Raw genomic sequence first — 13,328 nt, forward strand, 5'->3', positions numbered from 1 at the left:
GCGCATCCCAAATGTATGATGCCGTCCACAATTATTTTGGTACCGTAAATATTGCCATTCTTTCAGCTGCAGTTGCCGATTATAAACCAAAACATGTTTCAGATACTAAAATAAAAAAGAAAGACCCCACATTTACGATCGAACTTGAGAAAACAAAAGATATTTTAGCCTCTCTCGGAAAGAATAAGAAAAATCAGTTTTTGGTAGGTTTTGCATTGGAAACCAACAATGAATTGGAAAATGCAAAAGGAAAATTAAAAGCAAAGAATTTAAATTTAATTGTATTAAATTCGTTAAATGACAAAGGGGCTGGTTTTGGAGGCTCGACTAATAAAGTTACTTTTATAACTGAAGGGCATGACATCATACAACATGATTTAAAGTCAAAAGAAGAAGTAGCGGCCGATTTAATGAACCAAATTATAAAACAAATCCATGCGTAAATTTATTCTCATATTTCTTATATTCTTTACTACGATTGTGTTTTCTCAAGAGCTCAATTGTAATTTGGTGGTGAATGCGCAACAAACTGGTCATGAAAATGTACAGGTTTTTAAAACACTAGAGCGCCAGCTTAATGAATTTGTAAATAATACGCAATGGACCAATAAAAGTTATAAGCCTCAGGAGCGCATTGATTGCAGTATGATTATTAATGTTAGCAATTATAATAGTGATGTGTTTCAAGCTACCATTCAGGTGCAGTCTTCAAGGCCTGTGTTTAATTCTACATACAGCACACCAGTGTATAATTTTAATGACAAGCACTTTACCTTTAGATATCTTGAGTTTGAGAATTTAGTTTATAACCCTAACCAATTTGAATCCAATTTGGTATCTGTTTTGGCCTACCATGTCTTCATGATTTTAGGATTGGATGCTGATACTTTTGAGTTGGACGGCGGCGATCCCTATTTCCAACAAGCACAGACCATTACCAATTATTCTCAACAAGGTAATTTTAAAGGTTGGAAGTTGGAAGATGGACAACAATCACGTTTTGTTTTAATCGATAACATCTTGTCTCAAACATTCAAAGAGTTTAGGACCGTAATGTACCACTACCACCGTGATGGCTTAGATATCATGGCAAATAACGAGAAACAAGGTAAGGAAGCCATTGCAAAGGTTTTTGAAGATTTAAGAACCATGAACAACAGACGGCCGAATTCTTTTTTAATGCGCGTATTCTTTGACGCAAAAGCCGATGAAATCTTAGATATCTTTAGTGATGGACCCAAAATGAACATCACAGAAATCAAAGATATTCTTAACCGCGTTGCGCCTACCTATGCCTCCAAATGGCGTGAGATTACTTTTTGATAAAAACTTGAAGTTGGAAGCTCGAAGCTTGACCTAAAATTGAACTTCAATAGCAAATCCGGAACCTTGAATTTTTAACCCCAAACCTTAACACTATATCCAAAAAATGCTCACCACACTTTCCATAAAGAATTATGCATTAATCGATAGTCTACAAGTTAACTTTAGTAACGGTCTGACTATCATTACGGGAGAAACAGGGGCTGGAAAATCTATTTTATTGGGAGGGCTCTCTCTTATCCTTGGTAAAAGGGCCGATTTGAGCAGTGTAAAGAATCCTTCAGAAAAGTGTATCATTGAAGCCACTTTTGACATTGCAAACTATAATTTAAGAGCACTTTTTCAAGAAGAAGATTTAGATTATGAGCCTCAAACCATTATCCGAAGAGAAATTTTACCCTCTGGAAAATCTAGAGCATTTATAAATGACACGCCAGTCAATTTGGATAGTTTACAGGCGTTGGGAGAGCGTCTCTTGGACATTCATTCGCAGCACCAAACCCTACAACTGACCAATGACGATTTCCAGTTTCAGGTCATCGATGCCTTGGCGGATAACGCCAATTTACTTCAAGACTACGCGCTTCAGTTAAACAAGTTTAAATCGCTAAAATCAGAATTTAAAAAACTTCAGAACCAAAAAATAGAAGCGGCTAAAGAACTCGATTACAACCAATTTCTGTTAAAGGAATTAAAAGAAGCCAACTTGATTGATGGCGAAATGGAAACATTGGAGGAAGAGTATGAAACGCTTAATAATATTGAAGAAATAAGTGAACGACTTGCTACAACCCATGAATTGTTAGGCGGTCAAGAAATAGGTGTGATGCTACATCTGACAGAAGCCAAAAACCAACTGTCTAAATTGGCTGACTTTTCCGCAAATTATAAATCTGTTTTTGAAAGGATTACGAGCAGCTTAATAGAACTGGATGACGTGTTTGCTGTTATAGAAGATCTTCAGGAATCTTTGGAAGCTGATCCTAACCGATTGAATGCTGTTAACCTAAAACTGCAAATCTTACACAACTTGATGCAAAAACACACAGCATCTGATATTACTGAACTGATACAGATTCGGGAAGAATTGAGTGAGAAAGTGTCAATTACAGAAAATTTAGATAGTGTTATCGCTCAAAAAGAAACGGAATTATCCACTATTGAAAAAGAACTCAATGCTCTAGCTTTAAAGATCAGCAAGAACAGAACCAAATCAATTCCAGGATTGACCAAACAATTGGAAACTCTATTAGCGATCTTAGGAATGCCAAATGCGCGATTCAATGTAGAATTAACGCCATCCCATTCCTTTTTAAATAATGGCAAAGATGATTTGAAGTTCTTGTTTTCCGCCAATAAAGGAGGCCAATTCAATGAGCTTAAAAAAGCAGCTTCAGGAGGAGAACTCTCTCGGATCATGTTGGCCATAAAATCCATATTGACCAACTATACACAACTGCCAACCATCATGTTTGATGAGATTGATACAGGTGTTTCCGGTGAGATTTCCAATAAAATGGCCTCTATAATGCAGCAGATGAGCAAAACAATGCAGGTATTTACCATTACGCATTTACCGCAAATTGCCGCAAAGGGTGACACCCATTTTAAAGTCTTTAAAGAAGATGTGGATGACGTCACCCAAACCCAATTAAAACGTTTGAATCGGGAGGAGCGTATTGTGGAAATCGCGCAAATGTTGGGAGGCGTCAATATCTCCAGTTCCGCAATTGAGCATGCGAAACAGTTGCTGAATTAGAATCCTCCTCTTGATGTGATAGCGTAAAGGGATGGATTTTTGAAAATTTAGCGATGGAACCCTTTTGGGTAGCAGATTTTGAAATTAAAACAAAGCAATAAGTTTAAAGTTTTATTAACTTTGAATTTTAAATGGAGTAGCATTAAATAAAAAACAAATAAAAACATGGCATACAACTTATTAAAAGGAAAACGAGGAATTATTTTTGGAGCTTTGGACGCAAATTCGATTGCTTGGAAAACGGCTGAACGCGTTCACGAAGAAGGTGGTACATTTGTATTGACCAATGCACCCATAGCAATGCGAATGGGACAAATTGATGAATTGGCCAAAAAAACAGGTTCTCAAATCATTCCTGCTGATGCAACTTCTGTTGAAGATTTAGAAAACCTTGTTGCTAAATCTGTTGAAATCTTAGGTGGAAAATTGGATTTTGTACTCCATTCCATCGGAATGTCTATCAACGTCAGAAAAGGTAAGCACTATACGGACCAAAATTATGATTGGACGCAGAAAGGAACAGATGTTTCTGCAATGTCCTTCCATAAAGTGATGCAAACGCTCTACAAAGCCGATGCCATGAATGAATGGGGAAGTATTGTTGCCTTAACCTATATGGCAGCACAGCGTGTATTTCCTGATTATAATGACATGGCTGATAATAAAGCCTATTTAGAAAGTATTGCTCGCAGTTTTGGTTATTTCTTCGGAAAGGATAAGAAAGTAAGGGTGAATACCATTTCACAATCGCCTACACCTACAACCGCTGGACAAGGGGTTAAAGGTTTTGATGGGTTTATTGCCTATGCCGATAAAATGTCGCCGTTAGGTAATGCCACTGCATTGGATTGTGCCAATTATACGGTGACTTTATTTAGTGACCTCACTAAGCGTGTGACGCTTCAAAACCTTTATAATGATGGAGGCTTCAGTAATATGGGCGTGAGTAATGAGGTTATGGAGGCATTCATAAGAGAATAGATTTTTTAAAAAATAAATAGCTTTAATCACAGTTTCAAAGGCCACCAATCGGTGGCTTTTGTATTTTGATTCGTTACCTTTGTTCTTTATGGAGCCATTGCATTTTTCATTTATAATTCCTGTCTATAACCGACCCGAAGAGGTTCGTGAGCTTTTGGAAAGCTTTACGAAACTTGAAGGTAATTACGAGTATTCCATCTGTATTGTTGAAGACGGTTCGTCAATTTCATCTGAAAAGGTTATTGGGCAATTTGCCAAACAATTGGATATCTCCTACTATTTTAAGGAAAATTCCGGTCCGGGGGATTCTAGAAATTATGGAATGACCCGTGCCAAGGGAAACTATTTTATTATTCTGGATTCTGATGTGTTATTGCCAGAAAATTATTTGCAAGTTGTCAGCAAAAGTTTAACTGACCATTACACCGACTGTTTTGGTGGTCCTGATGCAGCGCATGCATCGTTTTCAAAACTTCAAAAGGCAATCAACTTTGCCATGACCTCGTTTATCACCACAGGTGGAATAAGAGGAGGGAAGGATTCGGAAGATTTTCAACCCAGAAGTTTTAATATGGGATTGTCAAAAAAAGCTTTTGAAGTTTCCGGTGGCTTTGGTACCATCCATCCGGGTGAAGATCCGGATCTTTCATTGCGGCTCCTTAATTTAGGCTTTAAGAGCAAACTGATTAAAGACGCCTATGTGTACCATAAACGACGGATTTCTTGGACAAAATTTTATCAACAAGTCCATAAATTTGGCATGGTGAGACCAATTCTAAACACTTGGCACCCAAAATCTGAACGTTTTATTTATTGGTTGCCCACACTGTTTTCTATTGGTTTTGCGTTAAGTATTGTATTGTTTCTGTTTCAGTTAAAATGGTTGTTGTACATTTATATAATATATTTCTTAGTGGCATTTTTAACGGCCTTGATCAGCTCCGGTAGTATACTAATTGCTTTTCTTGCCGTTATCGCCATAGGTGTTCAGTTTTTTGGCTATGGCTATGGGTTCTTGAAATCTACACTGGCCGTTAAGCTTCTAAAAGTGGATCCTGAAAAAAGGTTCCCGAATTTATTTTTTAAACATGTTCCATAAGTTAAAATTGAAACTATCTAAATCACTAAAGAGCGGGAAACTAAAAGTTTTCAGTATGTTCTTTTTGCTTTCATTTATGTTTTTGGCGCTGACCAAACTCTCAAAGAGCTATACTGAAACTATTTCTTTTGAAATCGTTTATAAAAACGTGCCAGAACAGCACCATGTAGATATTGACAGTACCAAAAAAGTAAATGTCGGCGTCAATGCCTATGGGTTTAACTTGCTCAAATATTATTTTTACAAACCGAAATTGGAAATTGACTTTGAAACCGACGTGGTTCTAAAAAATAAAACCTATATCTGGAATGCGCAGCAGAATGCTCCTAAAATCAGTTCGTCTTTTAAAAATTCTGTTGATGTTATTTCTATCCAACCAGATACCTTACGTTTTCCTTACCAAACATTGGCCATAAAAAAAGTACCTGTTAGAACAGATGTTTCAATAGAATATGCTTCGGGTTATGATATGTCCTCCAAACTTAAAGTATTTCCAGATTCCATTAGACTGATTGGTTCCGAAAAATTGATTTCTAAAATAGATTACGTCACAACAAAAAAAACGGAATTGAAAAACATCAATTCGAATATTGAAAAATCAGTGGATATTGAGATGGAGGAGGCTTTTAAACCTATTAAAATGTCTCATAAGAGTGTGACGATTACGGGGCACGTCGAAAAGTTTACCGAAGGTACGTTTAATGTGGCGGTAACTATAATCAATTTGCCGGCCGACACTAATATTAATTACTTTCCAAAAACGATTCCGGTAGCCTATAACGTTAGCCTTAATAATTATAAACAAGTGCGGCCCTCTGATTTTAGAGTGGAATGTAATTACAAGGATATTGATAATACAGAAAAATCATTTTTGATCCCTAAATTAGTGAAAGTACCTGAAATTGTTAAAAGTGCGCGATTAAAGCAGCATAAAGTTGAATTTATTTTGATGCAATAACACATGAAAATTGTTGGTTTAACAGGTGGGATTGGAAGTGGAAAAACCACTGTGGCGAAAATGTTTCAGGAGTTGGGCGTGCCTTTGTACATTGCAGATGATAGAGCTAAAGTGTTAATGAATACCTCTAAAATAATAAGAAGAAAACTCATTCATTTATTTGGAGAGAAAGCTTATAAGGACAACGAACTGAACCGTCCTTACTTGGCTTCTAAGATTTTCGAGAACGCCGATCTTTTGAAACAGATGAATGCCATTGTACATCCAAAAGTTGGAGCCGACTTCCTGCGCTGGAAAGAAAAGCAAACCAGCGTTTATGTCTTAAAGGAAGCCGCCATTATTTTTGAGAATAACATGGCATCGCAATACGATTTTATCATTACCGTGGTAGCCAATTTGGATCAACGTATTGCACGGGTCATTAATAGAGACAATACTACTGAAGTCAAGGTATTGGCTATAGTCAATAACCAACTATCCGATGATGAAAAAGTAAAACAATCAGATTTTGTGATTATTAATCATGATTTGGAGCAAACCAAGGCCCAAGTGTTGAAAATTCATCAGCAATTGCTAGAAATTATTGACAAAAAATAGTCTTTTTATTTTGTTAAGGTAAGGTTAAAGCAAGTTACTTCTAAATGTTAAAATGTTAAATTTGACTGATGGGCAAAAAGCTATTCATTTTGTTGGTTGTTCTGATGAGTTTATCGCTCATAGGGATAATTTTCGTACAAATATATTTTATTGATAACAGCCTAACTAACGAAAAGAAGCAATTTACACTGAACGTCAAACGTTCGTTAAGTAATGTTCGTAATCTTATAGAAGACAGGGAGTTTAAGCTGTATAGTAATAAGTTTCAGGAAATGTTAAGTAGTGGCAAAAATCCTGATACGACTAATATCAAAGGAATTCTCTTGTATAGCTATGATGATATCTCCAATGAAACTACCATATATCAAAACGGAATCTTGGAAGAGAGCTTTAAAGTGCCGTCGTTGTTCTTTGACATTGGAGGTTTAGATAGTTTGAACATTAGTCGCGTTACCAACCAAAAGGAGATAAGAGTCTTTAAGGAGAGCACTTTAGATAATAAAGTCCATATCACACCAGAAAGAACAGTCATGCAGTATAATGAACTGGACGATATTGGAAAGAAAATCTTTGAAACGACCTATAGGGATTTATTTAAAAATTACCCAATTTATAAAAGAGTTTCCGCCGCTGACATCCATACTTTTTTGACGAATCAATTTAACGAAAATGGTATTGAGATAGATTTTGAATTTGCCATTTATGATAAGGATTTGGCTACAAAAGTGCAATCTGATAATTTTGAATTAGATCCGTCAAATACCTATGGTATACCAATGTTTCTGGACAATAACAATGAAAGCAATTTCAATTTGTATGTTAATTTTCCGGAACGTCAAAAGTTTTTATGGTCATCAATTTTAACCATGACGGTTCTGTCGATAATTTTTACGTTAATCATCATTTTAGCCTATACAAATGCGGTTTATCAGATTATTAGGCAACGGCAGATATCACAGATTAAAACGGATTTCATCAATAATATGACCCATGAGTTTAAAACACCTATCGCCACTATTAATTTGGCATTGGATGCGATGAAAAATCCAAAAATGATCGATGATAAGGAAAAGACAGCGCGTTACTTGAAAATGATAAAGGATGAAAATAAACGCATGCACGCTCAGGTTGAAAACGTGTTGCGAATATCTAAACTGGAAAGGAACGAACTAAATATTAGTAAGGATAGAGTGAAGCTGCACGATTTAATTGAAGATGCCATCATGCATGTTGAATTGATAGTAGAAGACAGGCAAGGGTATATTAAAACCCATTTGAATGCTGAAAAATCTTCGGTCTTGGCAAATGATACCCACTTAACCAATGTTTTGGTGAATATTCTTGACAATGCCATTAAGTATTCTGACGATGCTCCAAGAATCGATGTCACTACAGAAAATGTAGGAAATAGTATTATATTGAAAATTGCCGATCACGGCAATGGAATGACAAAACAAGTTCAAAAGAAAGTATTTGAAAAATTTTATAGAGAGCACACAGGAAATGTGCACAACGTAAAAGGTCATGGTTTAGGCTTAGCCTATGTAAAACAAATGGTTGAAGACCACCACGGACATGTATCAGTTGAAAGTGAAAAAGGAAAAGGTAGCACTTTTATAATTAAACTACCATTAATATCATAGATTATGGAAGAACAGAACAAAAAGATTTTATTAGTAGAAGACGATCCAAATTTTGGAACCGTCCTGAAGGATTACCTTAGCATGAACGATTATGACGTTGTTCATGCTAAAAATGGAATGGAAGGCTTTGAGAAATTTAAAAAGGACGATTTTGACCTTTGTATTTTGGATGTGATGATGCCGTATAAGGATGGGTTTACCTTAGCCAAAGAAATTAGAGAGAAAAATACCGATGTGCCAATTATCTTCCTCACAGCAAAAGCAATGAAGGAAGACGTGCTTAAAGGTTATAAAGTAGGCGCAGATGACTATTTGAACAAGCCATTTGACAGTGAAGTCCTATTAATGAAGATCAAGGCCATTATACAACGTAAGGCAACAGATACGGTGGCAGACAGCAAGCAATTTGAATTTAAGATTGGTAATTTCGAGTTGAATTCCAAATTGAGATTCTTGAAGTTTAAAGACGAACCTTCAGTTAAATTGTCTCCTAAGGAAAATGAACTGTTACGCCTATTGGCGCTTCATGAAAATGATTTAATGCCACGAGAATTGGCATTGACGAAAATATGGAGAGATGACAACTACTTTACATCAAGAAGTATGGATGTCTATATTGCCAAATTGAGAAAATATTTAAGACCTGATGAGACCGTTGAAATATTGAACATTCATGGTGAAGGCTTTAGATTGGTAGTCAATCAGAATGACTAATTCTTGAATTACATTCGCTATTAAAAACAAAAAAGCCCGTCGTTAAGATGGGCTTTTGTTTTAAAAAATTGAAACGATAATTATATAACTCTTACGTTTACTGCGTTCAAACCTTTTTTTCCTTCTGTTAAATCAAATTCTACAGCATCACCTTCACGAACTTCGTCGATTAATCCAGAAATGTGCACAAAATGTTCTTTGTTGTTGTCGTCTTCAGTGATGAAACCAAAACCTTTGGCGTCATTGAAGAATTTTACGGTACCTTTATTCATAATAGTTATTAATGTTATTTATCCTGCAAAGGTAGAATTAATTAATTGATTAATAGCGCTTTTAATTTTTTATTTTTATTTTTTCTAAATTTCAGTATTGATTATGAGATTGTTAACGCATGGCGTTTTCAATAGATTCCACGATTTGTCGTACAGGTGTTTGATAATCAAACCACATGATATCTTCTTTTTTTCTGAACCAGGTCATCTGTCTTTTAGCGTATCTCCTTGAGTTTTTCTTGATTTCAGAAACTGCAAAGTCAAGCGACCATTCACCATTCAAAAACTTAAACAATTCGCTATATCCTACGGTGTTAAGTGCGTTTAAGTGTTGTAGATGGTGAAGGGATCTTACTTCATCCAATAGTCCTTGGTCTATCATGTTATCAACCCGTGTATTAATGCGCTCATACATTGTAGCTCTTTCCGCTGTCAAACCTATGGTTATGGTTTTAAAATTTCTTTTAACCTTGGGTTTGTTTAAAAAAGAGGAGTAGGGCTTGCCACTACCAATACATATTTCCAAAGCTCTGATCACTCGATGCGGGTTTTCTATGGCAATGGACTCAAATGCTTGTGGATCTAAAGTTTTGAGTTTTTTTTGCAAATGCTCTAATCCTTCCGTTGCAAGTGTCGCATTGAGCGTTTTTCTGATGGAAACGTCTATCTTAGGAAAATCATCTAAACCTCTTGTAATGGCATCAATATAAAGCCCTGAACCACCAACCATAACTATCACGTTTTGTGTAGTGAAAAGTGTTTCTAGAACTTCAAGTGCGTCTTTTTCAAACGCCCCTACATTGTAATCTTCTAATACCGATTTGTGATGGATAAAATGATGTGTGGCTAAACGCAGTTCATCTTTTGTTGGAGCAGCAGTGCCAATCTGCATTTCTTTATAAAACTGTCGTGAATCTGCCGATAGGATGTCCGTCTTAAAATGTTGGGCAATGGCGATGCTTAAGGCCGTTTTGCCTATCGCCGTAGGTCCAACAATACTTATGAGATAGTTTTGATTCAAAGCAAGGATGTATTTATAATATGGGATAGCTATGAATAATCACTTAATGAATGCCCGCAATTATAACAGTATTTGGCGTTGTCTTTATGTCGTTCTATAGAACAGTTTGGGCAGGCTTCGGTGTTTAAATCAATTGCCGGATGCGATGGCGTTCCTGAAAGTCTTTCTTTATTTTGATAGACATATTCTGCAGAAACTATTCCTGTAGGTACGGCAATAATGCCATAACCCAAAATCATAATAAAGGAAGCAATAAATTGACCTAAGGGTGTTGCTGGAGTAATATCACCAAAGCCAACCGTAGTTAACGTTACAATACACCAATAAACACTTACAGGAATACTTGTAAAACCACTTGCTTCTCCTTCAACCAAGTACATTAAGGTACCAAAAATGATGCTTACAATAAAAACTGCAAATAGAAACACCAAAATTTTTGCTCTACTTGCTTTTAATGAATTGGCCAACATATTGGAAGCACCAAGGTATCTCGCCAATTTTAAAATTCGGAAAACTCGTAAAAGTCTTAAGGCACGAAGTGCAATAAACACTTGTGTGCCAAAAAATATCAAGGAAATGTATTTTGGGATCGTGGATAAAAAATCAACAATGCCATAAAAACTAAAGATGTATTTAAATGGCTTTTTTACTGAGATGATCCTCAAAATATATTCAATAGTAAAAATAATAGTAATGATCCATTCCGCAATATTCAAGATGTTGTGATAGCGCGCATCAAAACTTTTGATACTTTCAAGCATCACAAAAATGATGCTCGTAATAATGGCGATAAGAAGAATGACATCAAATAACTTCCCTTGAGGGGTATCGGCTTCATAAATAATTCGATGAAGTTTGGCTTTCCAACTAGTATTGGGATGTTTATCGTGCATAAGTTCAAAAGTACTAAAAGATTGGTTATTTTTTCTTCAATGCAACTAATGAATTTACTTGAAGTGGCAACACGTTACCTTCAGATCATTTATTTAAGTGTACAATTTTGATCTGCTTGTTTTTTCTAAGATAATTCTGAATGATATGTTGGGCGTCCTTGTTGTTTTCCATAGGCGTTATAATAGATTCCAAAACTTTTTTATTGGAAATCTGAAAGTTGAGATCATAGTAGCCCAAGCCTTTAAATATGCCATCTTCTAAGAGCAATACACTGCGTTCTTCAAGTGTTCTTCCTTTGTCAATAATAAGGAGGTCTTGGTTTTTATAACTGTTTTTGTCGATTAATTCTTGAACTCGAAGATTATAGTCGGTGGGATTTTCTTCTTTTATACACGCGCCTTTGCATTCATCAATGTGGTACTTGAAACAGCTGGTTTTGGCAGTGTCCAAACCTACCAATTTTGGACAAAGTTTATAGTTTTCAATAGCTTTAAACATGAATTGCTTGGCGCTTTGGTAATTTGAGAAGGTTGTAACAGCCGTTTTACGACCATCTACATGGTCGATTTTTAAGTTGATATATCCATTTTCATCTATAAAACTGTAAAGTGCGTGGGTAAAAGTAGACCTTCTCATAGCTCTATTAAAAGAGGGCTTATTTAGTTTTATTTCCGCACTTTCCTTTAGTAAAGCTACTAATTCATTGCCCGTAGCTTCATAGGTCACCGCCGCTACTTGGTTTTGCATTTTTTTAGATTTAGGATTGGTACTTGTAAAATGCTGATTGACCCTATTTCTGATATTCTTGCTCTTGCCTATATAGATTATTTTACCGTAAGTATCATGGAAATAAAAAACGCCCGTTGTGGATGGCAAACCATCAATGATCGACTTAAGGTTGGTCGCCATTTGGTATTTCGGTTCTGCCTTAACCGCATCCTGAATAATATGCTTATGGAGATCTTTAGCCAGTAACATTTTAAATAGTTTTACTGTGGCAAGAGCGTCTCCTGAGGCCCGATGTCTATCCGCTACGGGAATACCAAGAGCTCTTGTGAGTTTTCCTAAGCTATAAGACTCTTGTTCTGGCATGATTTCTTGAGCCAACTCAACAGTACACAAGGTTTTACGCTTGAATTCAAATCCCAATCTGCTAAACTCTGTGCGTAAAATACGGTAGTCAAATTCGGCGTTGTGTGCTACGATTATACAATCTTCAGTAATTTCTACAATCCGTTTTGCGACCTCATAAAATTTTGGAGCAGAACGTAACATCTTGCTGTTAATTCCGGTTAAGTTGACTACGAAAGGTTGAATTTCCCGTTCTGGATTGACAAGACTTATAAATTGATCAACTACAGTATGCCCATCAAATTTGTAGATGGCTATTTCAGTGATGCCTTCCTCATTGAATTTACCACCAGTGGTTTCTATGTCTAATATTGCGTAAATAATTCGTGTTATTTAGGTGAATAAGTCGTGTGTGACTAAAATTAATAATTTCGTTCGCCAAAAATTCGGCTTCCCACTCTAATCATTGTGCTTCCGCAGGCAATTGCCAATTCATAATCGCCACTCATGCCCATGCTTATCGTGTGAAGATTGCAGTTTTCAATGTTAAGTGCTTTGAGTTCATCAAAAGTTGACTTCAATTTCTTGAACTCCTGTTCAATTTGTTTTTGATCTTCGGTAAAAGTAGCCATTCCCATAACTCCAACAATACAAACATTCTTAAGTTCTGAGATTTCTGAAGATTGCAGAATTTCTTGAGCCTCTTGTGAGCTCATTCCAAATTTGGAGTCTTCCTCTGCAATCTTTATCTGAAGCAAACAATGGATGGTCCTGTCGTGCCTTTTCGCCTGCTTGTCAATTTCTCGCAACAATCTAAGACTATTGACACCATGGATAAGACTAACAAAATGGGCCATGTGTTTCACCTTGTTTCTTTGGACATTACCAATCATATGCCATTCAATATCTTTAGGCATTTGCGCTTCTTTCTCAACCATTTCCTGGATTTTATTTTCTCCAAAAATACGGTGTCCGGCATTGTAGGCTTCCATGATT

At 36.1% G+C, this 13,328-nt stretch carries 14 protein-coding genes; 9 read left to right on the forward strand and 5 right to left on the reverse strand.

Annotated elements, in window-relative coordinates; genetic code table 11:
* The 9 genes from VLZ86_RS11330 to VLZ86_RS11370 form a co-directional block, all read left to right on the forward strand.
* Nucleotides 1–443: phosphopantothenoylcysteine decarboxylase (locus VLZ86_RS11330; RefSeq protein WP_325451381.1), on the forward strand; the 443-nt coding region annotated here is incomplete at its 5' end.
* The gene (locus tag VLZ86_RS11335; protein WP_325451383.1) at nt 436–1,323 is read left to right on the forward strand and encodes a DUF4835 family protein; all 888 of its coding nucleotides are present in this window, start codon (nt 436–438) and stop codon (nt 1,321–1,323) included. The genes VLZ86_RS11330 and VLZ86_RS11335, both read left to right, overlap by 8 nt.
* A gap of 106 nt (nt 1,324–1,429) precedes the next feature.
* Nucleotides 1,430–3,082 (forward strand): DNA repair protein RecN, encoded by a 1,653-nt coding sequence (recN, locus tag VLZ86_RS11340; protein ID WP_325451385.1) that lies wholly within the window; start codon nt 1,430–1,432, stop codon nt 3,080–3,082.
* A 165-nt stretch (nt 3,083–3,247) separates the two neighbouring features.
* The gene (locus tag VLZ86_RS11345; RefSeq protein ID WP_325451387.1) at nt 3,248–4,063 is read left to right on the forward strand and encodes an enoyl-ACP reductase FabI; all 816 of its coding nucleotides are present in this window, start codon (nt 3,248–3,250) and stop codon (nt 4,061–4,063) included.
* Between the two features lie 88 nt (nt 4,064–4,151).
* Entirely contained in the window at nt 4,152–5,162 is a 1,011-nt protein-coding gene (locus VLZ86_RS11350) for a glycosyltransferase (protein WP_325451389.1), read from the forward strand.
* Between the two features lie 7 nt (nt 5,163–5,169).
* A complete protein-coding gene (locus VLZ86_RS11355; protein WP_325451391.1) occupies nt 5,170–6,120 on the forward strand; it encodes a hypothetical protein in 951 nt (316 codons plus the stop codon).
* Nucleotides 6,121–6,123: 3 nt separating this feature from the next.
* Nucleotides 6,124–6,717 (forward strand): dephospho-CoA kinase, encoded by a 594-nt coding sequence (gene coaE, locus VLZ86_RS11360; RefSeq protein WP_325451393.1) that lies wholly within the window; start codon nt 6,124–6,126, stop codon nt 6,715–6,717.
* Nucleotides 6,718–6,785: 68 nt separating this feature from the next.
* Nucleotides 6,786–8,360, forward strand: coding sequence for a HAMP domain-containing sensor histidine kinase (locus VLZ86_RS11365; RefSeq protein WP_325451395.1), 1,575 nt, complete (start codon nt 6,786–6,788; stop codon nt 8,358–8,360).
* 3 nt (nt 8,361–8,363) lie between these two features.
* Nucleotides 8,364–9,074 (forward strand): response regulator transcription factor, encoded by a 711-nt coding sequence (locus tag VLZ86_RS11370; RefSeq protein WP_325451397.1) that lies wholly within the window; start codon nt 8,364–8,366, stop codon nt 9,072–9,074.
* Between the two features lie 80 nt (nt 9,075–9,154).
* On the opposite strand, the gene VLZ86_RS11375 is transcribed toward VLZ86_RS11370, so the two are convergent.
* The 5 genes from VLZ86_RS11375 to VLZ86_RS11395 form a co-directional block, all read right to left on the reverse strand.
* Nucleotides 9,155–9,346 carry a cold-shock protein gene (locus VLZ86_RS11375; RefSeq protein WP_027126706.1) on the reverse strand — a complete coding sequence of 64 codons (192 nt, stop codon included), beginning with the start codon at nt 9,344–9,346 and terminating at the stop codon, nt 9,155–9,157.
* A 112-nt stretch (nt 9,347–9,458) separates the two neighbouring features.
* On the reverse strand, nt 9,459–10,367 hold the full coding sequence (gene miaA, locus VLZ86_RS11380) for a tRNA (adenosine(37)-N6)-dimethylallyltransferase MiaA (protein WP_325451400.1): 909 nt from the start codon (nt 10,365–10,367) through the stop codon (nt 9,459–9,461).
* 29 nt (nt 10,368–10,396) lie between these two features.
* Nucleotides 10,397–11,260: an ion transporter gene (locus tag VLZ86_RS11385; protein WP_325451402.1), complete on the reverse strand. Its 864-nt coding sequence runs from the start codon at nt 11,258–11,260 to the stop codon at nt 10,397–10,399.
* An 85-nt stretch (nt 11,261–11,345) separates the two neighbouring features.
* On the reverse strand, nt 11,346–12,713 hold the full coding sequence (locus VLZ86_RS11390) for an exonuclease domain-containing protein (RefSeq protein ID WP_325451406.1): 1,368 nt from the start codon (nt 12,711–12,713) through the stop codon (nt 11,346–11,348).
* Between the two features lie 41 nt (nt 12,714–12,754).
* Nucleotides 12,755–13,328, reverse strand: a 574-nt coding sequence (locus VLZ86_RS11395) for a YggS family pyridoxal phosphate-dependent enzyme (protein WP_325451404.1), incomplete at its 5' end; no start/stop codon positions are given.

The sequence above is a fragment of the Gelidibacter sp. genome, assembly GCF_035515035.1.
Taxonomy (GTDB): Bacteria; Bacteroidota; Bacteroidia; order Flavobacteriales; family Flavobacteriaceae; genus Gelidibacter.